Source organism: Denitrificimonas caeni DSM 24390 (assembly GCF_000421765.1).
In the GTDB taxonomy this organism is placed as follows: Bacteria; Pseudomonadota; Gammaproteobacteria; order Pseudomonadales; family Pseudomonadaceae; genus Denitrificimonas; species Denitrificimonas caeni.
The window spans coordinates 161386-185233 of the sequence record NZ_ATXQ01000007.1; the positions used below are offsets into that span (position 1 = coordinate 161386).

General features: G+C 46.5%; 26 protein-coding genes and 1 rRNA gene. 25 read left to right on the forward strand and 2 right to left on the reverse strand.

All coding sequences use genetic code 11. The annotated features are described in order from the left end of the window. Positions 1-64: 64 nt before the first annotated feature. The 21 genes from ampD (at position 65) to glmU (ending at position 19480) form a co-directional block, all read left to right on the forward strand. Positions 65-622: a 1,6-anhydro-N-acetylmuramyl-L-alanine amidase AmpD gene (gene ampD / locus H591_RS0111125; protein WP_028244372.1), complete on the forward strand. Its 558-nt coding sequence runs from the start codon at positions 65-67 to the stop codon at positions 620-622. Continuing rightward, positions 619-1449 (forward strand): regulatory signaling modulator protein AmpE, encoded by an 831-nt coding sequence (ampE, locus tag H591_RS0111130; RefSeq protein WP_022967040.1) that lies wholly within the window; start codon positions 619-621, stop codon positions 1447-1449. Before ampD ends, ampE begins: the two co-directional genes overlap by 4 nt. A 455-nt stretch (positions 1450-1904) precedes the next feature. Further along, positions 1905-2039, forward strand: a complete 135-nt coding sequence (gene rpmH / locus H591_RS0111135; RefSeq protein ID WP_022967041.1) for a 50S ribosomal protein L34 — start codon at positions 1905-1907, stop codon at positions 2037-2039. A gap of 16 nt (positions 2040-2055) precedes the next feature. Further along, a complete protein-coding gene (gene rnpA, locus H591_RS0111140) occupies positions 2056-2457 on the forward strand; it encodes a ribonuclease P protein component (RefSeq protein ID WP_022967042.1) in 402 nt (133 codons plus the stop codon). Beyond that, positions 2450-2689, forward strand: coding sequence for a membrane protein insertion efficiency factor YidD (gene yidD, locus H591_RS0111145; protein WP_022967043.1), 240 nt, complete (start codon positions 2450-2452; stop codon positions 2687-2689). The genes rnpA and yidD overlap by 8 nt, the downstream gene beginning before the upstream one ends. Positions 2690-2691: 2 nt before the next feature. Then, entirely contained in the window at positions 2692-4461 is a 1770-nt protein-coding gene (gene yidC, locus H591_RS0111150) for a membrane protein insertase YidC (protein ID WP_022967044.1), read from the forward strand. Positions 4462-4533: 72 nt separating this feature from the next. Further along, the gene (gene mnmE / locus H591_RS0111155) at positions 4534-5901 is read left to right on the forward strand and encodes a tRNA uridine-5-carboxymethylaminomethyl(34) synthesis GTPase MnmE (protein WP_022967045.1); all 1368 of its coding nucleotides are present in this window, start codon (positions 4534-4536) and stop codon (positions 5899-5901) included. A 723-nt stretch (positions 5902-6624) separates the two neighbouring features. Beyond that, complete coding sequence (gene mnmG, locus H591_RS0111160; RefSeq protein ID WP_028244373.1) at positions 6625-8520, forward strand: tRNA uridine-5-carboxymethylaminomethyl(34) synthesis enzyme MnmG; 1896 nt, start codon at positions 6625-6627, stop codon at positions 8518-8520. Further along, positions 8517-9161, forward strand: a complete 645-nt coding sequence (gene rsmG, locus H591_RS0111165) for a 16S rRNA (guanine(527)-N(7))-methyltransferase RsmG (protein WP_022967047.1) — start codon at positions 8517-8519, stop codon at positions 9159-9161. Before mnmG ends, rsmG begins: the two co-directional genes overlap by 4 nt. 13 nt (positions 9162-9174) lie before the next feature. Continuing rightward, complete coding sequence (locus H591_RS0111170) at positions 9175-9966, forward strand: ParA family protein (protein WP_022967048.1); 792 nt, start codon at positions 9175-9177, stop codon at positions 9964-9966. 9 nt (positions 9967-9975) lie between these two features. Next, positions 9976-10845, forward strand: coding sequence for a ParB/RepB/Spo0J family partition protein (locus H591_RS0111175; RefSeq protein WP_022967049.1), 870 nt, complete (start codon positions 9976-9978; stop codon positions 10843-10845). Positions 10846-11016: 171 nt separating this feature from the next. Further along, complete coding sequence (locus tag H591_RS0111180; RefSeq protein ID WP_051145839.1) at positions 11017-11376, forward strand: F0F1 ATP synthase subunit I; 360 nt, start codon at positions 11017-11019, stop codon at positions 11374-11376. Positions 11377-11391: 15 nt separating this feature from the next. Continuing rightward, positions 11392-12207, forward strand: a complete 816-nt coding sequence (gene atpB / locus H591_RS0111185) for a F0F1 ATP synthase subunit A (RefSeq protein ID WP_022967051.1) — start codon at positions 11392-11394, stop codon at positions 12205-12207. 69 nt (positions 12208-12276) lie between these two features. Beyond that, complete coding sequence (gene atpE / locus H591_RS0111190; RefSeq protein ID WP_022967052.1) at positions 12277-12516, forward strand: F0F1 ATP synthase subunit C; 240 nt, start codon at positions 12277-12279, stop codon at positions 12514-12516. A gap of 82 nt (positions 12517-12598) precedes the next feature. Further along, a complete protein-coding gene (locus H591_RS0111195) occupies positions 12599-13069 on the forward strand; it encodes a F0F1 ATP synthase subunit B (RefSeq protein ID WP_022967053.1) in 471 nt (156 codons plus the stop codon). A gap of 12 nt (positions 13070-13081) precedes the next feature. Beyond that, positions 13082-13618 (forward strand): F0F1 ATP synthase subunit delta, encoded by a 537-nt coding sequence (locus H591_RS0111200; RefSeq protein WP_022967054.1) that lies wholly within the window; start codon positions 13082-13084, stop codon positions 13616-13618. 15 nt (positions 13619-13633) lie between these two features. Next, positions 13634-15178 (forward strand): F0F1 ATP synthase subunit alpha, encoded by a 1545-nt coding sequence (gene atpA / locus H591_RS0111205; RefSeq protein WP_022967055.1) that lies wholly within the window; start codon positions 13634-13636, stop codon positions 15176-15178. A 51-nt stretch (positions 15179-15229) separates the two neighbouring features. Next, complete coding sequence (gene atpG / locus H591_RS0111210; RefSeq protein ID WP_022967056.1) at positions 15230-16096, forward strand: F0F1 ATP synthase subunit gamma; 867 nt, start codon at positions 15230-15232, stop codon at positions 16094-16096. A gap of 30 nt (positions 16097-16126) precedes the next feature. After that, entirely contained in the window at positions 16127-17503 is a 1377-nt protein-coding gene (gene atpD, locus H591_RS0111215) for a F0F1 ATP synthase subunit beta (RefSeq protein ID WP_022967057.1), read from the forward strand. 77 nt (positions 17504-17580) lie between these two features. Continuing rightward, positions 17581-18009, forward strand: a complete 429-nt coding sequence (locus H591_RS0111220) for a F0F1 ATP synthase subunit epsilon (RefSeq protein WP_022967058.1) — start codon at positions 17581-17583, stop codon at positions 18007-18009. 112 nt (positions 18010-18121) lie between these two features. After that, positions 18122-19480, forward strand: a complete 1359-nt coding sequence (glmU, locus tag H591_RS0111225; protein ID WP_022967059.1) for a bifunctional UDP-N-acetylglucosamine diphosphorylase/glucosamine-1-phosphate N-acetyltransferase GlmU — start codon at positions 18122-18124, stop codon at positions 19478-19480. A gap of 73 nt (positions 19481-19553) precedes the next feature. Here glmU and H591_RS0111230 read toward each other — a convergent pair whose 3' ends face one another. Both H591_RS0111230 and H591_RS0111235 read right to left on the reverse strand, forming a co-directional pair. Next, a complete protein-coding gene (locus H591_RS0111230) occupies positions 19554-19964 on the reverse strand; it encodes an NINE protein (RefSeq protein WP_022967060.1) in 411 nt (136 codons plus the stop codon). A 61-nt stretch (positions 19965-20025) separates the two neighbouring features. Further along, entirely contained in the window at positions 20026-20532 is a 507-nt protein-coding gene (locus H591_RS0111235) for an Mpo1 family 2-hydroxy fatty acid dioxygenase (RefSeq protein ID WP_022967061.1), read from the reverse strand. Positions 20533-20749: 217 nt separating this feature from the next. Here H591_RS0111235 and H591_RS0111240 point away from each other — a divergent pair, with 217 nt between their 5' ends. The 4 genes from H591_RS0111240 to H591_RS15355 all read left to right on the forward strand — a co-directional run. Further along, on the forward strand, positions 20750-21529 hold the full coding sequence (locus H591_RS0111240) for an N-acetylmuramoyl-L-alanine amidase (RefSeq protein ID WP_028244376.1): 780 nt from the start codon (positions 20750-20752) through the stop codon (positions 21527-21529). Positions 21530-21546: 17 nt separating this feature from the next. Next, positions 21547-22773, forward strand: a complete 1227-nt coding sequence (locus tag H591_RS0111245) for a nucleoside recognition domain-containing protein (protein ID WP_022967063.1) — start codon at positions 21547-21549, stop codon at positions 22771-22773. Between the two features lie 23 nt (positions 22774-22796). Then, positions 22797-23210, forward strand: a complete 414-nt coding sequence (locus H591_RS0111250; RefSeq protein WP_022967064.1) for a PA0061/PA0062 family lipoprotein — start codon at positions 22797-22799, stop codon at positions 23208-23210. A 521-nt stretch (positions 23211-23731) separates the two neighbouring features. Continuing rightward, positions 23732-23848 (forward strand): 16S ribosomal RNA (locus H591_RS15355); the annotation flags it as partial.

Genomic DNA, 23848 nt, shown 5'->3' on the forward strand with positions numbered 1-23848 from the left:
TCAATAACCTAATACGCATAGGCAGCCATCTGCGACAGGAAATTTTATGCAATCCTCACAGTCTTTGACCCTAGACACAGCAACGGGTTGGCTTAACGGCGCAAAGCATTTACCCTCTGAAAATCATAATGCTAGACCAAACGCTGAAATCTCTTTACTGGTCATGCATAACATCAGTTTGCCACCAGGTCAGTTTGGCACTGGCATGGTGGAAGCGTTATTTACCAATCAACTGCCTATTGATGCTCATCCTTACTTCACTGACTTAGAAGGTTTAAAAGTATCCGCACACTTTTTTATCAGTCGAGAAGGCGCTATCACTCAGTTTGTTAGCTGTAAGGATAGGGCATGGCATGCGGGCATCTCTGAATTTATGCACAGAAAAAACTGCAATGATTTCTCACTGGGCATTGAACTTGAGGGGGTCGATGATCAAGCCTATAGCGATGCGCAATATCAAAGTCTCAACCAATTGGTAAATGAATTAACCAAGCATTACCCACTGATCACCCCTGATCGAATTTGTGGGCACAGTGATATCGCCCCAGAACGTAAAACAGACCCAGGTCCTGCATTTATTTGGCAACGCTTACAGGCCAAACATCTAGGAGAAAGATCATGAGCTTTCTAGTCTTAATGCTAGCCATTTTGATTGAAAAAATGTCGCATTGGCGCGCCACACTACAAAAAGACCGCTGGTGGTATGCACAACTGCAGCGCAGCGCAAAACTCTTACCCAAGCACAGCAGCTTGGCGTTAATACTGGCGCTAAGTTTACCTATTCTTGGTTTAGCGCTGACCCTAGTGGTTTTAAAACCCTTGCTATACGGCCTGCTATTAATTCCAGTGCATTTAGCAGTGGTTCTTTACAGCTTAACCCGTGGTGATGTGCGCGGGTCACTGGGACCTTTTCGTGATGCTTGGCGCCGACAAGATACTCAAGCGGCTAGCCTTGCTGCGCAGCGTGATCTACTGATTCAATCGGAAGACCCCGCTGGCCTCATCCAGGCCGTACAAGGACATTTACTTTGGCAAGGTTTCCAAGGTTTTTTTGCAGTCATATTTTATTACCTGATCGGCGGCCCCTTAGCAGCACTGAGCTACCGCCTTTTGGTGCTCACAGCAGAACAAGCACAACAGCCAGCGCTCGCTGGGATCGCAACCCGCACCTTGCATGTTCTAGATTGGCTGCCCGCGCGTCTTCTGAGCGCCAGCTTTGCCTTAATCGGTAACTTCATCTTAGTTAATCGTGCCCTGATGCATCACCTACTGTGCTTAACAGAGCCTGCTGACAACCTCTTAAGCCAAACGGGGCGTGCTGCTATTGAAGTAGAAAATGACCTAACTGGGGAAAAAGGTACCGCCAGTTTGGAGCAAATATGGCTTCTTTTAGTGCGCTCAGCAGTGCTTTGGTATGCCTGTGTGGCTTTTTGGTCGTTGTTTTTTTAAGTTAAAACAACAAATTTAGCGATCTAAACCCTGTGGAGAAGCACACTTAAACCCTAGCCCAAACACTGTTGATAACCTTGGTAAGAAACCGCCTGTGGATAAGTCACCTGTTTATCCACAGGCTATTGACCTCTATGACACAGCTTGAACACCTGATCGGCACAGCTATAAAAAACTTGTAAACTATTGTTTTTAAAAGAATTAATCAGCTTATCAACAAAAAAAGGCTGCTTAGTAATAGCAGTAAGAATAAGCTTTATATACATATATACATTTATTCTTGTTTAGCTAAAAAGATGCATTTGAGAAAGCAACACCAGAAAGAAAGCAAGAATGTGTAAACAAATGCCAGAGATAATTGACCTAAGGCTCAGCTTTCAATAGAATTGCGGGTCTATTTAACGGGGACCACTTCGGGCCCCCTTTTGCCCAAAGAAGTCACCAGGTAGCGAATCATGAAACGTACATTCCAACCAAGCACACTAAAACGCGCTCGTAACCACGGTTTCCGCGCACGTATGGCAACAGTCGGCGGTCGCGCAGTTATTCAGCGTCGTCGTGCAAAAGGCCGTAAGCGTCTGAGCGCATAATCCAGTCGAGCACAGCATGAATCTGGCCTTTGGCCGCGAGAAGCGCCTGCTGACACCTCAGCAGTTCAAAGCTGTCTTTGATTCATCATCGAATAAAGTACCAGGCAAAAATGTCTTGTTACTTGCTCGTGAAAACCAACTCGAACATCCACGTCTCGGGTTGGTTATTGGTAAAAAAAGCGTAAAACTTGCAGTTGAGCGCAATAGAATAAAACGCCAAATACGAGAGTCTTTTCGTCATAATCAAGATATTTTGAATGGCGTAGATATCGTTATTGTCGCCCGCAGGGGTATTGCTGATTTGTCTAATATTGAGCTACGACAGCAGTTCGATAAAATGTTGAAACGCTTGGCACGCCAACGTCAATCTGCATTACAAACAGCTATTGCTGATTCAGCAGGCACTACCAATGCGTAAATTGGTGATCTTGCCAATTAAGTTTTATCGCTATGCAATCAGTCCAATGATGGCTAGCCATTGTCGCTTTTATCCCAGTTGTTCGTGTTACGCCATTGAAGCCATTGAGCTACATGGTGCGATGCGTGGTGGCTGGTTAGCTATGCGACGATTGGGACGTTGTCACCCTTGGAATGAGGGTGGTTTTGATCCCGTTCCTCCTTCCCCTTATTCATCTTCTACGGCCGAGTAACTATGGATATCCAACGTACGATCCTACTCGTTGCCTTAGCTGTTGTGTCTTACATGATGGTTCTTCAATGGAACCAAGACTACGGCCAGGCACCAGTAACTGCTGCAGCGACATATTCGAGTTCTGCTAATCAGCAAGCATCAAGTAATCAAATCAATGACTCACCCAGCAATCCAATGCCGGCTGCCAGTCAAGATGACTTACCGATTGCCGTTAATGAACTTACGCAAGACCCTACACTTGCTAATAACGCTGTTAGCAATAATTTAATCATCGTACAAACTGATGTATTGCAGTTGGCCATTGACCCTAATGGCGGTGATATTGTTGAGTTAAAGCTCAGCCAATACCCACGCAATGCTTCTAATCCTGATATTCCATTGCAATTGTTTGAAAACAGCAATGAGCGTGTCTACGTTGCACAAAGTGGTTTAGTCGGTACCAATGGTCCTGATGCACGTCCCAGCGGCCGTCCTTTGTACAGTGCTAACCAACAAAACTTCACTTTGCAAGATGGCCAAGATCAACTTAACGTTGACCTGTCTTTCCAAGAGAACGGTGTCAGTTACACCAAGCGTTTTACTTTTCACCGTGGTTTGAGCAGCGAATGCTCAGAGCGTGAAATCAGCCAGCGCAAGCTTGAATGTATTAATCAGCAAGCCTACCAAATTGATTTAACTTACCTTGTGGATAACCAGAGCGACCGTGAGTGGAAAGGTAATTTATTTGCCCAACTCAAGCGTGATGGCCAAGGCGATCCTTCATCAACGACCGCAACCGGCACTGCCACCTACTTAGGTGCGGCCTTGTGGACACCTGATGAGCCCTACAAAAAATTATCCATGAGCAATATGGATGATAAAAAGTTTAATCAAGCCATTGAAGGTGGCTGGGTTGCTTGGTTACAGCACTACTTTGTGACTGCATGGGTCGCAAACCCAGAACAAACCAATCAAGTAACAACCCGTAAAGACAGCAAAGGCAACTACATCATTGGTTACACCAGCCCAGCGATGAATATCGCGCCGGGTGAGCATGCTCAAGCCAATGCGACGTTGTATGCTGGTCCTAAAATTCAAAGCCATCTCAAGGCTCTTTCTCCGGGTCTTGAGCTAACAGTTGACTACGGTTTTCTTTGGTTTATCGCCCAGCCTATTTTCTGGTTATTGGGTGTTATCCACAGCATTTTAGGCAACTGGGGTTGGTCAATTATTGTTCTGACCATTTTAATTAAGTTGGCATTCTTCCCACTATCAGCCGCCAGCTACAAATCAATGGCGCGCATGCGTGCTGTTGCTCCGAGAATGGCCGCACTGAAAGAAGAACATGCGGGTGATCGTCAAAAACTGTCACAAGGCATGATGGAACTGTACAAAAAAGAGAAGATCAACCCGCTCGGTGGTTGCTTACCAATCTTAGTGCAGATGCCAGTCTTCCTTTCCTTGTACTGGGTATTGCTAGAAAGCGTAGAAATGCGTCAAGCACCTTGGATGTTCTGGTTAACAGACTTATCCAGTAAAGACCCATACTTTATTCTGCCAATCATCATGGGCTTGAGTATGTTTGTACAACAACAACTCAACCCAACACCGCCGGACCCAATGCAAGCTAAGGTTATGAAGCTATTGCCGATTATCTTTACCTTCTTCTTCCTATGGTTCCCGGCTGGACTGGTACTGTACTGGGTGGTCAACAACCTCCTGTCCATTGGTCAACAATGGTACATTACTCGTAAGATTGAAAAATCAATGGCGGCCGCTAACGCAGGTTAGTCGAACCAACCGAGTTCACAACGCCCCTTTTTAGGGGCGTTGTGCTTTCTGATTACTGTTGAGGAAATCGTTATGCCTATGTCGCGTGACACTATTGCCGCTATTGCAACAGCACAAGGCCGCGGCGGGGTAGGGATTGTTCGAGTCTCGGGTCAATTGGCCAAGCAGATTGCCGAACAAATGACTGGCCGTGAATTAAAACCACGCTATGCCCATTACGGTCCTTTTTATGCAGAGCAGCAACAGGCTTTGGACGAAGGTTTGGCCCTATACTTCGCCGGCCCTAATTCCTTTACCGGTGAAGATGTTCTTGAGTTGCAAGGTCACGGCGGGCCGGTAGTTTTGGACATGTTATTACAACGCTGCGTCGAACTCGGTGCTCGCTTAGCGCGTCCAGGTGAATTTAGTGAGCGGGCTTTTCTCAACGATAAACTCGATTTAGCCCAAGCTGAAGCCATTGCTGACTTAATTGAAGCCAGTTCAACTCAAGCCGCACGCAATGCTTTACGCTCCTTGCAAGGAGTGTTTTCCAAGCGCGTCAATGCACTGACTGAGCAGTTGATTGCTTTACGTATTTATGTGGAAGCAGCGATTGATTTCCCAGAAGAAGAAATCGACTTTTTAGCTGATGGCCATATTTTACAGCTACTGATTGCTGTGCAAAAAGAGCTTAAAGAAGTCGTACGTGAAGCAGGCCAAGGTGCGCTATTGCGTGATGGCATGAGCGTGGTGATTGCTGGCCGACCCAATGCCGGAAAATCTAGTTTGCTCAATAGTCTGGCTGGTTATGAAGCGGCGATTGTGACTGATATTGAAGGCACTACACGGGATATTTTACGCGAGCATATCCATATTGATGGTATGCCCTTGCATGTCACTGACACTGCAGGTTTACGCAATACTGCCGATCAAGTTGAAAAAATCGGGGTGGAGCGTGCGTTAAAAGCGATCAATGAGGCTGATCGAATTTTGCTCGTGGTGGATGCCAATTCAGCTGAAGCCAATGATCCCTTTGCTTTGTGGCCAGAGTTTTTAGACAGCACACCCAATCCTGAGAAGGTCACGTTAATTCGCAATAAGGTCGACCTATCTGGCGAGCCTGTCGAGATGCACAGCAACACAGATGGCCATGTCACGATTAACCTCTGTGCACGCAGTGGTGAGGGCTTGGAGTTGCTACGTGAGCATCTAAAAAACTGCATGGGTTACAGCCAAACCGCAGAAAGCAGCTTCAGTGCTCGACGTCGACATTTAGATGCGCTTAGACAAGCAGAAAACTATCTGGAAAACGGCTATCAGCAATTGACTCAAGCCAGCGCCGGTGAATTATTAGCGGAAGATTTACGTATGGCGCAACAAGCGTTGGGCGAAATCACCGGTGAATTTAGCGCCGATGATTTGCTAGGACGAATTTTTTCAAGTTTTTGTATTGGTAAATAAATCATAATAAATACAGCTTATTTTTAGCGATTATCCCCGTAATACAGCAAGCTTCAGTCCTTGAGGCTTGCTTCGTTTAGCAGTTTTCTTCCCCTTTCTATAGTGATTACAAGCCCATAAGTGCTCACTATCAGCGTTTTATATTCTTGCCTCAGCACATATCTGTATGACCATCCCCGTCCTCGTATCCAATCTTTCAAGCCGTATCGAAGTCTTTTGTACGATAAAAACCATGATAACAGTACTTTTTAAATTTATTTTCAGCCTTAAGCCCTGTGGAGAACTGGCGTTAAGCTCGGTTGATAAGAGCAGCTAAAAGCTGTGTACAAACGCCCCTGTGGATAAGTCACTGCTTTGTCCACAAGCTTAACGGGCTTATCCAGCATTCTTATAGGTGCTTACCAACAGCCTTATTTGTTTTGTAAGGTATTGAATATAAAGGATTTAATTGAGTTATCAACAAAAAACAGGCTCAGTAGTAATAGCATTAAAAATAAGCTTTATATCTTTCTTCTTTATTTATATCTGTTTAGCTTACCGTTTAGCGAAGAGCACAAGCCAAGCGATGAAACCTTCTGCAAAGCTGCGCAAAAATCTATACTATTGCGGTCTTAGAACTCGCTATCGGCAAAACCAATAGCCTTATTGAAACTGCAGAATCGTGATTAATAACGACTGCAGCGCTGAGTTCATCCGTTTTTAGCTAAAATCCTGAGGTGTATGGTGGATTATCCTTCCCGTTTTGATGTGATCGTCATTGGTGGCGGCCACGCCGGTACTGAAGCTGCGTTAGCTTCAGCACGGATGGGCGTAAAAACCTTGTTACTGACCCACAACATCGAAACCCTCGGGCAGATGAGCTGTAATCCAGCCATTGGTGGCATCGGTAAAAGCCATTTGGTCAGAGAAATTGATGCCCTCGGTGGCGCAATGGCTACCGCAGCAGACCTCAGTGGTATCCAATTTAGAATACTGAACAGCCGTAAAGGACCTGCCGTACGTGCCACTCGTGCACAAGCCGACCGTGTTCTTTACAAAGCAGCGATTCGTGAAGTGCTAGAGCACCAACCCAATCTGTGGATTTTCCAACAAGCAGTTGAAGATTTAATTGTTGAAAACGACCATGTACGCGGTGCTGTCACGCAAATGGGCTTACGTTTTCATGCAGATAACGTGGTATTAACCACAGGAACCTTTCTCGGTGGCTTGATCCATATCGGCATGCAGAATTATTCAGGTGGCCGTGCCGGTGATCCACCAGCCAATGCCTTAGCCCAACGTATGCGCGAGTTACCTTTACGCATTGATCGCTTAAAAACCGGTACGCCACCGCGCATTGATGCACGTTCAGTGGATTTTTCGGTAATGACCGAACAACCTGGTGATACACCATTGCCCGTGATGTCATTTTTAGGCCGTCGCGAGCAGCATCCTGAGCAGGTGAGTTGCTGGATTACCCATACCAACAGCAAAACCCATGACATCATCGCTAAAAACCTTGATCGCTCACCGATGTATGCCGGTGTAATTGAGGGCATTGGCCCACGTTACTGCCCATCCATCGAGGATAAGATTCATCGTTTTGCAGATAAAGACAGCCACCAAATCTTTTTAGAACCAGAAGGTTTAAAAACCCCTGAGTTGTATCCAAATGGTATTTCCACCTCTTTGCCATTTGATGTGCAACTGGATCTGGTTCATTCGATTCGTGGGATGGAAAATGCGCATATCATTCGCCCAGGCTATGCCATTGAGTACGATTATTTTGATCCACGCGATTTAAAATACAGTTTAGAAACCAAAGTGATTCAGGGTTTATTCTTTGCTGGACAAATCAACGGTACCACCGGTTACGAAGAAGCCGGTGTACAAGGTTTGTTAGCTGGTAGTAACGCAGCATTGCGTTCTCAAGGTAAAGACAGCTGGCACCCACGCCGCGACGAAGCCTACTTAGGCGTGTTGATTGATGATTTAATCACCCTCGGTGCACAAGAACCCTATCGCATGTTCACTTCACGCGCCGAATACCGTTTGATTTTGCGCGAAGACAACGCTGATATGCGTTTAACCGAAAAAGGTCGAGAAATTGGTTTAGTCGATGATCACCGCTGGTCGGTGTTTGAAGCCAAACGCGAAGCCATTGCGCAAGAAGAACAACGCCTAAAAGACACTTGGGTGCGCCCTGGTACGCCATTGGGCGAAGCGGTGATGGCGAAATTTAATACGCCACTGACCCATGAATACAATTTATTGAATTTGCTCGCCCGCCCAGAAGTCAACTATTTGGATTTGGTTGCGGTGACAGGCGGCGGCATCGAAGATGAACTCGTTGCTGAACAGTTGGAAATCAAAACCAAGTATGCCGGTTACCTAGATCGCCAGTTAGACGACATCGCGAAAATGCGTGCCAGCGAAGCGGTGAAGTTACCAATTGATATGGACTACGCAGTGATTTCTGGTTTATCCAAAGAAATTCAGCAAAAGCTTATTGCAGGTCGTCCAGAAACTTTAGGCCAAGCATCAAGGATTCCTGGGGTTACTCAAGCCGCCGTTTCTTTGTTGATGGTGCATTTGAAAAAGCGCAAAGCCAGCAATAACTTGGAGCAAGCAGATTCATGAGCGTCAGTCCACAGCATGCACAAGAGTTAATTGAGGGTGCGCAGCAGCTTGGTGTGATTTTAACTGAGCAGCAACAACAGCAATTGCTGCAGTATTTAGGTTTATTGATTAAGTGGAATAAAGCTTACAACTTAACCGCTGTACGTAATCCTGACGAAATGGTCTCGCGGCATTTGCTCGACAGTCTTAGTGTTGTTCAGTACGTCGAACAATATGGCAATGATTGGCTGGATGTTGGCAGTGGCGGCGGTATGCCCGGTGTGCCGCTAGCTATTATTTTTCCCGAGCGCAAATTCACTCTGCTGGATTCAAACGGTAAAAAAACGCGCTTTTTAACTCAGGTTAAATTGGAGTTAAAGTTGGATAACCTTGAAGTTATCCACAATCGCGTTGAAGCCTTTACCCCTGCACGTGCATTCTCTGGCATTATCTCGCGAGCATTCAGTTCGTTGGCAGATTTTACCAATTGGACACGTCATCTGGGTGATACAAACAGCCATTGGTTGGCGATGAAAGGCGTGCATCCTGATGATGAGTTGCAGGCATTGCCAGAGGATTTTCGACTCGACAGTTGTCAGATTCTTAAAGTGCCAGGTTGCCAAGGGCAGCGGCATTTATTGATCTTGCAGCGTCAGCAATAACTTAGGAGATAATATGGGCAAGGTCTTGGCAATTGCCAACCAGAAAGGCGGTGTCGGTAAAACCACAACCTGTATTAACTTGGCGGCCTCCTTAGTTGCCACGCGCCGTCATGTGCTGTTGATTGACCTTGATCCACAAGGCAATGCCACCATGGGCAGTGGTATTGATAAACACAGTTTGCAGCACTCAGTGTTAGATGTTTTAACCGGCGACGCTGACTTAATTGATGTGATGCAGTTTTCTGAGCACGGTGGTTATCAGTTATTACCCTCCAACCGTGATTTAACCGCTGCTGAAGTGGTGTTGCTAGATTTACCTAACAAAGAACGACGTTTATTGGATGCTTTGCAGCCAGTGCGCGGCAATTATGATTATATTTTGATCGATTGCCCGCCATCTTTAAGCATGCTGACGATCAACGCTTTGGTTGCCGCTGATGGCGTGATTATCCCAATGCAATGCGAGTACTTTGCCCTAGAAGGATTAACCGACTTGATTGGCAGTATCAAAAGGATTGCTGCAGAGCTTAATCCCGCGCTGCAAATAGAAGGTATTTTACGAACCATGTATGATCCGCGTTTGAGTTTGACCAATGATGTCTCACAGCAGCTCAAAGAGCACTTTGGCGATACGCTGTATGACACGGTCATCCCACGTAACGTGCGTTTAGCTGAAGCGCCCAGTCATGGCTTGCCAGTTTTGGCTTACGATAAACAATCGCGTGGGGCATTAGCTTATTTAGCGCTCGCCGGCGAGTTATCACGTCGCCAGCGCGCCAATCAGCGTGCTTCAACACGCACATAAGGAATTATTATGGCGGTTAAAAAACGCGGTCTCGGACGAGGACTTGATGAGTTACTCAGCAGTGCTACGGCCAATACCTTGCAAGAACAAGCAGCGCAAGCCGATGCCAGTGAGTTGCAACATCTTAGTTTAGACTCTGTGCAACGTGGTAAGTATCAACCACGTGGCGATATGGATCAGGCCAGTCTTGAAGAGTTGGCGCAATCGATCAAAGCACAAGGCGTCATGCAGCCTATCGTGGTGCGCTTAGTTGCTAAAAATACCTATGAAATTATTGCCGGTGAACGCCGCTGGCGCGCATCAAAACTGGCAGGTTTAAAAACCATCCCAGCATTGGTGCGTGATGTCAGCGATGAAGCTGCGATAGCGATGGCGTTGATCGAGAACATCCAGCGCGAAGACTTAAATCCGATTGAAGAGGCTGTTGCTTTACAACGCTTGCAAAAAGAATTTGAGCTGACTCAGCAAGAAGTTGCCAATGCTGTGGGTAAGTCTCGAGCCAGCGTGGCGAACTTATTGCGCTTAACCGGTTTACCCGATGAAGTGAAGACCTTGCTAGCCCATGGTGATCTGGAAATGGGACATGCCCGTGCAATATTAGGCTTGCCCGCCGAGCATCAAGTTGAGGCTGCGCGACACGTTGTCGCAAAAGCTTTAACAGTGAGACAAACCGAAGCTTTGGTTCGTAATATGCAGGAAGATAAGCCAGCAAAAGAAAAAGCTGCGCCTGATCCTGATGTTAAACGCTTAGAGTTAAAATTAGCCGAACGTTTAGGTACACAAGTACAAATTAAACAGGGTCAAAAAGGTAAAGGCCAACTGGTTATCAGTTATGGCACTCTAGAAGAATTACAGGGTGTTTTAGCGCATATTCGCTAAAAAATCATAGCTGTTGGTCGTAAAATATGCGATGACAGTTGAATGGGCAGCGTTAGCAACCTATACTCTGCGCGCAATTTTGTTGCTATTCGTTTTAAAATCGAAAAAATAGCGAAGGAATCAGGCATAACATTGGCGTATCGAAATAAAGTTGCATTTCATCGACAGCCCATGTTTAGCGTAATCATACTGCAGGGTGTGGTTACTGTTTTGATCGGATTGCTATTTTGCTTGTTGCAAGGATGGCAAGCAGGGTACTCAGCCTGGTTTGGCGGGTTAACTGCATTGATACCGAACGTGTATTTTACCTACAAAGCATTTCAATACTTTGGTGCGCGTTCCATTGGTGTCATTGTCCAGTCATTTTGGGCTGGTGAAATGGGTAAGTTAATTCTTACAGCAGTGCTTTTTGCAGTGCTGTTCTTGGGGGTGAAGCCATTGAACGTGCTGGCCGTGTTCGTTGGTTATATTTTGGTGCAGATGACCTCTGCAACATCACTTCTTTTGACGAAAAGCTTTCTAAAGCGTTGAGCGGTTGAGGCATTTATGGCACAAGACTCTGTTGGATATATTCAGCACCACTTACAAAACCTTACCTATGGTAAGTTAGATGGCACTTGGCAGTTTGCAGAAACTGCGCAGCAAGCTAGTGATATGGGCTTTATGGCGATCCACGTGGATACCATGGCGATGTCATTGCTGATGGGTTTTATATTCCTGTTTTTATTCCGTCGTGTGGCTGTTAAAGCCAATGAAGGGGTGCCGACAGGGCTGCAAAACTTCGTTGAAGTGATTGTTGAGTTTGTACAAAATATGGTTCGCGATACCTTTTACGGTCGTAGCGCACTGATTGCTCCATTAGCACTGACCGTTTTTATGTGGATCTTGCTAATGAACAGCTTAAAATGGATTCCAATTGATGTGATTCCAACTTTAGCTGCAGCAGTAGGCATTGAATACTTTAAGTATGTACCTACCGCTGATCCAAACGCCACGTTCGGCATTTCTATTGGTGTATTCTTCTTAATTGTGTTCTATAGCATTAAGATTAAAGGCGCCGGTGGTTATGTTAAGGAACTATCGTTTACCCCTTTTAAACACTGGTCGCTGATTCCGTTTAACTTGTTCCTTGAGTTATTGGGTCTGTTTACCAAGCCATTAAGCCTTGCGTTGCGTCTGTTTGGTAACATGTACGCTGGTGAAGTGGTGTTTATCCTAATTGCGCTACTGCCGTTTTACGTACAGTGGGCGCTTTATGGGCCATGGGCAATCTTCCATATTCTGGTGATTCCTTTACAGGCCTTTATCTTTATGGTGCTGACCATCGTTTATCTGAGTTCAGCCCACGAAGAAAGCCATTGACGCGAAAGCGGGCGTTGATCCAAAAAACTTTAACTGTAAACTTGAAAACTTAAAACTCTAGGAGTAACTATGGAAATCGTAATTATCGCTGCCGCCATCATCCTCGGTATGGGCGCATTAGCAACTGGTCTGGGCTTTGCTATCTTAGGTGGCAAACTGCTTGAATCAACAGCGCGTCAGCCTGAATTGGCACCACAATTACAAACTAAAACTTTCATCATGGCTGGTCTGCTTGACGCCGTTCCAATGATTGGTGTTGGTATGGCTATGTACCTGATTTTCGTTGTAGCTCCAGGTATGGCAGGCTGATCTAGCGATTTCATCGCGTAGTAAATTTTTACTGCGCGAAGTTATCTTTAAGATAAACAACGAAATAGCATGAGGTAGATCAGTGAATATTAATTTGACGCTTATTGGTCAATTGATTGCCTTCGCTATTTTTGTCTGGTTTTGCATGAAGTTTGTATGGCCTCCGATTACCGGTGCCATGGATGCTCGCCAGAAGAAAATTGCTGAAGGTTTAGATGCAGCTGGACGTGCTGAGCGCGATCTAAGACTTGCTCAAGAAAAAGCGACAGAAATGTTGCGTGACACGAAGAAAACAGCTTTAGAAATTCTTGATAAAGCGAATAAAACTGCAAGTGAAATCGTTGAAGAAGCTAAGCATACTGCGCGCACCGAAGGTGAACGTTTGATTGCTAATGCGAAAACAGAGATTGACCTTGAAGTGAATCGCGTAAAAGAAGATCTTCGTGCACAAGTTTCAGTATTAGCGGTTGCGGGTGCGGAACAAATCCTCGGTTCATCTGTGGATGCAAGCGCTCATAATCAACTGGTCGAACAATTGGCCGCACAACTTTAAGCGAGGCAAGCGATGCTGAATATCAATACGCTTGCTCGACCTTACGCAAAAGCAGCTTATGAGTTTGCTTCGGCTGCAGGTCAAGTTGACGCTTGGTCTGCGATGTTGGCATTAACTGCTGCTGCGGTAACTGAGCCAGCCATTATTAGTGAATTAGCTAACCCTAAGCTCACTCGTGAAGGCAAGGTCGCGTTTCTAAAGCAAATGTGCGAAGACAATATCGACGAAACATTCGGCAACTTTCTTCGTGTTCTTGGCGAGAATGGCCGTTTGACTTTACTGCCTACGGTACAAGAGATTTTTGAAGCTGTTAAAGCTGAAGCAAATCGCACCGTAGAAGTTGAAGTACAGTCTGCTTTTGAACTGAGCGCAGAACAACTCCAAACACTGGCTGCCGCCTTATCCAAGCGGCTTGATCGTACCGTTGAACCCAAAGCGACTGTAAATCCCGCTTTAATTGGCGGTTTGCACATTCGTGCTGGTGACTTAGTTATTGACGGTTCGATCCGCGGCAGACTGAATAAGTTAGCCGAAGCGTTGAAATCCTGATTTGAGGGGCATGGCATGCAGCAACTGAATCCTTCCGAGATTAGCGAGATCATCAAGCAGCGTATTGCTAAGCTTGATGTATCTGCGCAAGCCCGTAATGAAGGCACAATCGTCAGCTTGTCTGACGGTATCGTACGTATCCACGGCTTAGCCGATGTAATGTACGGTGAAATGATTGAATTCCCAGGTGGTATTTTTGGTATGGCACTCAACTTGGAGCGTGACTCCGTTGGTGCTGTAATCTTGGGTAGCTTCTTCGGTTTGACCGAAGGTATGAGCGCCAAATGTACAGGACGTATCCTTGAAGTTCCGGTTGGTCCAGAACTGTTAGGCCGCGTTGTTGATGCATTGGGTAATCCAATTGATGGCAAAGGTCCAGTCGAAACCAAATTAACTGATGCAGTTGAGAAAGTTGCACCAGGCGTAATTTGGCGTAAGTCGGTAGATCAACCTGTACAAACAGGTTACAAATCTGTCGATGCGATGATTCCTGTAGGCCGTGGTCAGCGTGAGTTGATCATTGGTGACCGTCAGATTGGTAAAACTGCTCTGGCTATCGATGCCATCATTAACCAAAAAGACAGCGGCATTAAGTGCGTCTACGTGGCCATTGGCCAGAAGCAATCAACCATTGCTAACGTGGTACGTAAACTTGAAGAAGCGGGTGCACTGAGCAATACCATCGTGGTTGCTGCAAGCGCATCTGAATCTGCTGCACTGCAATACTTAGCACCATACGCCGGTTGCACCATGGGTGAATACTTCCGTGACCGTGGTGAAGATGCGTTGATCGTTTACGATGACTTGTCTAAACAAGCTGTTGCTTACCGTCAGATTTCTCTGTTGTTACGTCGTCCACCAGGACGTGAAGCGTACCCAGGTGACGTGTTCTACCTCCACAGTCGTTTGTTGGAGCGTGCATCACGTGTATCTGAAGAGTACGTTGAAGCATTCACCAATGGTGAAGTGAAAGGTAAAACCGGTTCTTTAACCGCGCTGCCAATCATTGAAACCCAGGCGGGTGACGTATCAGCGTTCGTACCAACCAACGTAATTTCTATTACTGATGGTCAGATTTTCCTTGAGTCAGCAATGTTTAACTCAGGTATCCGTCCAGCAGTAAACGCCGGTATCTCGGTATCGCGTGTTGGTGGTGCAGCTCAGACTAAGATTATTAAGAAGCTTTCCGGTGGTATTCGTACCGCACTGGCGCAGTACCGCGAATTGGCGGCCTTTGCTCAGTTTGCTTCTGACTTAGATGAAGCAACGCGTAAGCAGCTTGAGCACGGTCAACGTGTGACTGAGCTGATGAAGCAGAAACAGTACGCACCAATGTCTATCGCTGATATGTCTGTGTCTTTGTATGCTGCTGAACGTGGCTTCTTGACTGACGTAGAAGTTAATAAAGTGGGTGCTTTCGAGGCAGCCTTGTTGGCCTTCTTCAAACGTGACTACGCTGAATTAATGGCGAAGATCAATGAGAAGGGTGACTTTAATAACGATATCGATGCTTCTATTAAAGAAGGTATCGAGAAGTTTAAGGCCACTCAGAGCTGGTAAGCCGCAGTGGGGGTGTTAAAGCCCCTACTTGCTTAACCTGAAGGGTGACAAATGGCAGGCGCAAAAGAGATTCGCAGTAAAATTGCGAGCATCAAAAGTACGCAAAAGATTACAAGTGCCATGGAAAAAGTGGCGGTCAGTAAAATGCGCAGAGCACAACAGCGCATGAATCTTGGTCGTCCCTATGCAGAGCGAATTCGTCAGGTCATTGGCCATTTAGCTGAAGCCAATGCCGAGTACAAGCATGCATTCATGGTCGAACGTCCGGTTAAACGCGTGGGTTATATCCTCGTGTCGACCGACCGTGGTCTGTGCGGCGGTCTGAACTTTAACCTGTTCAAGGCCCTGATTAATAATATGAAGGGCTTACAACAAGATGGCGTTCAAGCAGAGTTCTGCGTGATCGGCAAAAAAGGTGTAAGTTTCTTCCGTAGTTACGGTGGCAATGTCGTTGCAGCAATCACTGATCTCGGTGAGCAGCCAGCAATTACTGACTTAATTGGCAGTATTAAAATAATGCTGGATGGCTTCGCTGAAGGTCGTCTTGATCGCTTATACATAGTGTCTAACAAGTTTGTGAATACTATGACGCAGAAACCAACAGTTGAGCAGTTAGTGCCACTGGCGGTTGATGCCGGGCTTGAAGGCGATCGCCTTGGCTCTTGGGATTACATTTACGAACCAGGCGCCCAGGAATTACTGGATGCTCTGATCGTTCGTTATATCGAATCTCAGGTCTACCAAGCGGTTGTTGAGAACTCAGCATGCGAACAAGCGGCTCGAATGATTGCGATGAAAAATGCAACTGACAATGCTGGCGACCTTATTGATAACCTACAACTGGTTTACAACAAGGCTCGTCAAGCAGCGATCACTCAAGAAATTTCAGAAATCGTCGGCGGCGCTGCCGCGGTTTAAGAACGGTTCAAATATTCAGAGGAACCAGATATGAGTAGCGGACGTATCGTTCAAATTATCGGCGCCGTCATCGACGTGGAATTCCCACGCGAACAGGTCCCGAACATTTATGACGCACTGTTAGTACAGGGCGTTGAAACTACACTAGAAGTTCAGCAGCAGTTGGGCGACGGTGTAGTACGTACTATTGCCATGGGTTCGACCGAAGGTCTAAAACGTGGTCTAGAAGTGGTTAACTCAGGTGGTCCAATTACTGTACCTGTGGGCGTTAAAACCCTCGGTCGTATCATGGACGTTTTGGGTAACCCAATCGACGAAGCTGGCCCAATTGGCGAAGAAGAGCGTTGGGGTATTCACCGCGCGGCACCTTCTTATGCAGAACAAGCGGGCGGCAACGAAGTTCTAGAAACAGGTATTAAGGTTATTGACCTTATTTGCCCGTTCTCTAAAGGTGGTAAAGTTGGTCTGTTCGGTGGTGCGGGTGTTGGTAAAACCGTAAACATGATGGAACTGATCCGTAACATTGCTATCGAGCACAGTGGTTACTCAGTATTCGCTGGTGTTGGTGAGCGTACTCGTGAAGGTAACGACTTCTATCACGAGATGAAAGACTCCAACGTTCTCGATAAAGTAGCGCTGGTTTACGGTCAAATGAACGAGCCACCAGGTAACCGTTTACGCGTTGCTTTGACTGGTTTGACCATGGCTGAAAAATTCCGTGACGAAGGCCGTGACGTACTGTTGTTTATTGACAACATTTACCGTTACACCTTGGCCGGTACTGAAGTATCTGCACTGTTAGGTCGTATGCCTTCAGCGGTAGGTTACCAGCCAACATTGGCTGAAGAAATGGGTGTTCTGCAAGAGCGTATTACCTCTACTAAGTCAGGCTCTATTACTTCAATTCAAGCCGTTTACGTACCTGCGGATGACTTAACTGACCCATCTCCAGCCACTACGTTTGCGCACTTGGATGCCACCGTTGTTCTGTCACGTGACATTGCATCTTTGGGTATCTATCCTGCAATTGACCCACTGGACTCAACCTCACGTCAGCTTGATGCCGCGATTATCGGTCAAGAGCATTACGACTGTGCACGTGGTGTTCAGTATGTATTGCAACGTTACACCGAGCTGAAAGATATCATTGCGATTCTAGGTATGGACGAGCTGTCTGAAGAAGATAAGCAGTTAGTATCTCGTGCACGTAAAATCCAGCGCTTCCTGTCTCAGCCATTCTTCGTGGCCGAGGTTTTCACCGGTGCGCCAGGTAAATACGTATCGCTGAAAGAAACCATCCGTGGTTTCCAAGGTATCTTGAACGGCGACTACGATGACATGCCAGAACAAGCGTTCTACATGGTTGGTACCATCGACGAAGCCGTTGAAAAAGCGAACAAAATGTAATTTGCGAACCTTAATGGTGAGCAATATGGCAGCGGATGCATCGGTATCCGCTCCGCCTAAAAACTGAGGCGATTTATATGGCCAGCAGAACAGTCCAGTGTGACATTGTTAGTGCAGAAGAAGAGTTGTTCTCGGGTCGGGTCGAAATGGTCGTCGCTCATGGTCACATGGGTGATTTGGGTATTTTGCCTGGTCACACACCACTCATCTCTACAATCAAACCGGGCCCTGTCCGGGTGATTAAGCAGGGTGGCACAGAAGAGGTGTATTACATCTCTGGTGGTTTTATCGAGGTACAGCCATACATGGTTAAGGTTTTAGCAGATACGGCAATCCGTGCTGCTGACCTTGATGAAGCTGCAGCCCTTGAAGCGAAAAAAGCTGCTGAGCAAGAACTTCAGAATCAATCAGCTGATTTTGAATATGCAGCAGCAGCTATACGTTTAGCAGAAGCGGCAGCGCAACTGCGCACTATTAGCGAACTGCGTAAAAATGTTCGCCGATAAGCAAATCTAGCTTCATCGTAACACTGAAAAAGGGTAGCCTAAGGCTGCCCTTTTTTATTGCTTATTTTTGAGATTTTAAGCGCCATTCAATTTTTTATTTAGGATGTATAGCATGTCGCTGGATATTGTTATTCTCGCCGCTGGCCAAGGTACGCGTATGCGTTCGGCCTTACCCAAAGTGCTGCACCCGATAGCGGGTCAATCCATGTTGGCGCATGTGCTGCAAACTGCGCGCAGTTTAAAGCCTGCCAGTATTCAAGTGGTAATTGGCCATGGTGCCGAATTGGTGCGTGAACAATTGGCTGCGGCTGATGTGAGTTTTGTTGTGCAGAGCGAGCAATTGGGTACAGGTCATGCAGTTGCCCAAGCCATTCCTCACTTAAAAGCTGAGAACACCTTGGTGTTGTACGGTGACGTGCCTTTGATTGAAGGCGCAACGCTAGAAAGTTTGCTGACCCACTTAAGTGCGGACAGCATGGCGCTCCTGACTGTTAATCTGACTAATCCAGCGGGTTACGGTCGTATTGTCCGCAATCAAGCAAACGCCGTTCAGGCCATTGTTGAGCATAAAGATGCCAGTCCAGAGCAGCTGAAAATCTGTGAAGGCAATACCGGTATCCTTGCTGTGCCTCGCCAGCGTTTAATTGATTGGCTCGGTCGACTCTCCAACAGCAATGCGCAGGGTGAGTATTACCTCACCGATATTATCGCGATGGCGGTAGCCGATGATTTGCGCGTCGCTACTGAAACTGCTAGTGATGCCATGGAAGTGCAGGGTGCCAATGACCGCTTACAGCTCTCGGAGTTGGAGCGCCATTATCAACAACGCGCAGCGCGGCGTTTAATGGCACAAGGCGTGACTCTGCTTGATCCTGTGCGCTTTGATCTGCGCGGTGAGGTCAGTGTCGGTCGTGATGTATTGATTGATATTAATGTGATCTTAGAAGGCAAGGTTGAGATCGCTGATAATGTCTCAATTGGTCCGAACTGCGTGATTAAAGATTCTATTTTGCGCGCTGGTGCGGTGATTAAAGCCAACAGTCACTTAGAAGGTGCTGATGTCGGTGAAGGTGCCGATTGCGGTCCATTTGCGCGTTTGCGCCCAGGTACAGTATTGGCTGCACGCGCCCATGTGGGCAACTTTGTTGAGCTTAAAAATACGCGCTTAGGTGAAGGCGCTAAAGCTGGGCATTTAACCTATTTAGGTGACAGCGATATTGGTGCGCGCAGCAATATCGGCGCAGGCACTATTACCTGTAATTACGATGGTGCTAATAAGTTTAAAACGGTGATGGGCGAAGATGTCTTTATCGGTTCCAACAGTTCATTGGTTGCGCCGTTGAACTTAGGTGATGGCTCGACCACGGGTGCTGGTTCGACTATTACTGCGGATGTGCCAGCGCATGCTTTGGCGGTAGGGCGTGGACGTCAGCGAAATTTAGAAAACTGGCCGCGTCCAAAAAAACGCTAAACCAATTGCTCGATAGTTAAAGCTGCTTGTCGCTCTGTGCGTTAAGCAGCTTTTTTATTAGCGCAGTCGATTATTACAAAGATGAGTTAAAGATTTGATTCTTAATCGAGATTTGCTGGTTCATGGTCCAGAAATCATAGAGCACACCAATTAAGAAGAAGCCGCCTGTGCACAGGTACAAAATCCCAGTGATCCATTTACCTTGATACATGCGGTGCACACCGAATACACCTAAAAAAGTTAGAAGTATCCATGCCACGTTGTAATCTATGCGCCCGGTGTGAAAACGCATGCTGGCTTGTCGGTCCATAGCGGGGATTAAAAATAAATCAATGATCCAGCCAATACCCAATAAGCCCAAAGTAAAAAACCAGAGGGTGCCAGTTACAGGTTTACCATAATAGAAACGATGCGAACCTAAAAAACCAAAGATCCACAGTAAGTACCCCATAACGGGAGTGTGACTGTCAGTGTCGTAACGCATAATAAGATCCTTAATCTATTTTGTAGCCGTAAGACTCACGCTTATTTAAATAGTTGCCCACTTATTTCCTGCTCTGTGTGCTTAAACGTTTTTCAATTTCTTCTTGCAGAGGTTTGCGCAGTCCGCACAGAAAAGCTAATTCTGCTACGACAAACAGAGGACCAATGGCTAAGCCCATAATATCATCGACAAAAGCGGGCTTACGGCCTTCATAGTAGTGGCCGATAAATTGAATAATCCAACCGACAATAAAACTACCAATACCCCAACCAAGCCAAGCACCTGTGGACAATTGCGCGCAATACATTCCCAGCCACACACACAGAGCAAGTAATAGAGCCATACATGCGCCCAAAGCGCGGTCGAGCTTTAGATAAAACAAAGCAGCAACAATGGCGACAGCCATGGCAGGGGAAACCCATAGTCCGTTTATCATCAAGTTTGGGCGTGAGAGTAAAATAGCGACGGCCACGACGATTAAAGGAATACCAATAAAGTGAGTGATGATATTGCGTTGGTCACGGTGATAGGCCGCATACTGTGTCAAATGATCGGTTAGAGTTTTCATTATTATTGTCCTTGTAGGCTCTATTGGAGGTTGTTGAGTCGTGATCATAGCTAAAATAAGCGATACGAACAGTGTTGAGTTACCAGTGATAATAGAGCAACTACTGAAAGGCTGCTGTCAACAAGGTATCGTGTGCATGGTCAGTGAGAATGCCGCCTTTAAGTTTTAGCAAGTATCAGGCTTTAGGGTTTCTTTTAGGTATAAAAATAGGTTGAAGATGAAATATTCCATGGTGTTGTTTGCGACCCTATTGTTGTCAGGCTGTAGTGGGCTTAAATTTGATGACAGTTATCAAGCCGTAGGGCAAGACAGCCGTGTGCAGTTTATTGTGCTGCATTACACCTCCAGTGACCTACCACGCTCTTTGTATTTGTTAAGTGAAAAAGACGTCAGCAGCCACTATCTAATTGCTGAACAGCCGGCGACGATTTACCGCTTAGTCGATGAGAACCGGCGGGCTTGGCATGCCGGTAACAGCCAGTGGAAGGGACGTACTTGGCTAAACTCCAGTTCCATCGGTATTGAAATGGTTAATCAGGGTTATCGCGACACAGCGGCAGGGCGAGTGTGGCAACCTTGGAGTAGCGAGCAAATTGACGCCTTGGTGTTGCTACTGAAAGACATTATGCAAAGACATGGTTTAACGGCTGATAGTGTGATCGGCCACAGTGATATTGCACCACAGCGTAAAGTTGATCCAGGTCCTGCTTTTCCATGGCAGCGCTTAGCACAAGAGGGTTTAATTCATTGGCCAGACCCAGACGCGGTAGCGATGCATTTAGCTGTATTTACTCAGCAGTTGCCTTCAATCGCTTGGTATCAAGAGCATTTGGCTAAAGTGGGTTACGCCGTACCTGAGCACGGTGAGTTGGATGAAGCAACGCGCAATGTCCTCGCTGCTTTTCAAATGAAGTACCGACCAGATGTTTATGACGGTGAGCCAGATGCGCAAACAGCAGCAATGCTGTTAACTCTGACCACACAAATGAGCCGTTAACCCTAGGAGCACCTTGTATGTTAAATGGCTTATGGCTGAGTTTCTTTATCGTTGCCAGTATTGCTGGGCTGGTGCGTTGGTTCGGTGGTGATCCGGGTGTGTGGGCGGCGATGGTAGAAAGCCTGTTTAATATGGCTAAGCTGTCGGTCGATGTCATGCTGCTGCTGTTTGGAACCCTGACCTTGTGGTTGGGCTTTCTGAAGATTGCTGAAAAAGCGGGTTTAGTCGATCTCTTGGCCAGATTGCTCGGGCCGTTGTTTGCCAAACTGATGCCAGAGGTACCACGCGGACATCCGGCACTGGGTTTAATTACCTTAAACTTTGCCGCCAATGGTTTGGGCTTAGATAATGCCGCCACTCCCATTGGCCTTAAAGCCATGCGCGCCTTGCAAGAGATCAATCCTTCTGCGACCACTGCCAGTAATGCGCAGATACTATTCTTGGTTTTGAATGCTTCATCGTTAACCTTGCTGCCGGTCACCATCTTTATGTATCGAGCCCAGCAAGGAGCAGCTGATCCCACCTTAGTATTTTTGCCGATATTATTAGCCACCAGCGCATCGAGTTTAGTTGGACTGTTATCCGTAGCCTTTATGCAGCGCTTACGGATTTGGCACCCAGTGGTTTTAGCCTACCTCATCCCTTGTGCGTTGCTACTCGGTTTGTTTATGGCGCTATTAGGCAGCTTAAGTGCAACCGCATTAGCAAGTTTATCGTCTTTGCTGGGCAATCTAACTCTGTTTGGCATCATCATGAGTTTCTTGGTGTTGGGCATGATACGTAAAGTGCCGGTCTATGAAACCTTTGTTGAAGGCGCTAAAGAAGGTTTTCAGGTCGCTAAAGAGTTACTGCCGTACTTAATCGCTATGCTATGTGCTGTCGGAGTATTGCGCGCTTCCGGAGCGCTCGAGTTTGGTTTAGATGGCATTCGTTGGTTAGTCGATTGGCTGCAGTGGGATTCACGTTTTGTTGATGCGCTGCCCACCGCCATGGTTAAACCATTCTCTGGTAGTGCCGCGCGGGCGATGTTAATTGAAACCATGCAAAGCCAGGGTGTAGATAGCTTCCCTGCATTGGTTGCCGCAACCATTCAAGGCAGTACTGAAACCACTTTCTATGTCTTAGCTGTGTATTTCGGCGCTGTGGGTATCCAGCGCGCGCGCCATGCTGTGGGTTGTGCGTTGCTGGCTGAGTTGGCCGGCGTGATTGCGGCAATCAGTGTTTGTTATTGGTTCTTTGGCTAAAAGCTATATAGAGGAGACTGAAGATGTGGTTGAAATCTATATCTAGTGCAGCATTATTAGTTACCTGTAATGCTTGTGCAGCGCCGCTTCCTGAGCATGATCCAAGTATGGCGTGGATTGATGTGCTGTCACAGGCAGGGCAAAGGCTTTCAGCGCAACGTATGGATGGCAATAAGGTTATCGATGCGCGTTACTTTCAAGTCAGTGCCGGTGAGCATCAACTGCAAGTGCGTTTAACCTATGAGCGCAGCGGCAGTAATGCTGCTGATAGTCAGCGTCGTTGCCTGGTTGATATTGCTTATCCTGAGTTTGCAGCTGGCCAGCGCTATAGTATTCGCGCGTTGGCAAAGGGCTGGACGGTTAGAGCATGGCTTTATAATGCAGAGGGCCAGCGTGTTATCGAAAGCAAACCTATACGTTGCGGTTCCCAGTACTGACAATTCAGCTTAAATTAGACGATCTGCAAAATAGCCCTTTACAGCTTTTTTAAAGTGTGTAGAATGCGCACCTCGTTAGGCAAACAAGGTTACACAGTTTAACGTAACATGTTGATTCTTAAGGAAATAACTTAAAAATTAACTTGACAGGTTCGCAGTCTGCTGTAGAATGCGCGGCCTACCAACGAGGAACGTAAGAACCTCAGCGGTAACAAGGAGTTAGACGGAAGGATCTGAAATCTTCCAGAAAATAAACCTTGACAGTTACTTTGGAGAGTGTAGAATACGCCTCCTCGCTGAAGCCGAAAGACTTCATTGAAACGTTCTTTAACAATTTGAATCAAGCAATTCGTGTGGGTGCTTGTGTTAGATGATTGATAGTCAGCAAGATTATCAGCAAACACAAGTTATTCAACGAATGTAAATTTGTAGAATTATTTTTGTCTTTTTTAGTTTACTAATAAAAGATATTTGCGATTGCTGAGCCAAGTTTAGGATTTTCTCAAAATCCGATCAGTATATAACTGAAGAGTTTGATCATGGCTCAGATTGAACGCTGGCGGCAGGCTTAACACATGCAAGTCGAGCGGTAACAGAGAGTAGTTTACTATTCTGCTGACGAGCGGCGGACGGGTGAG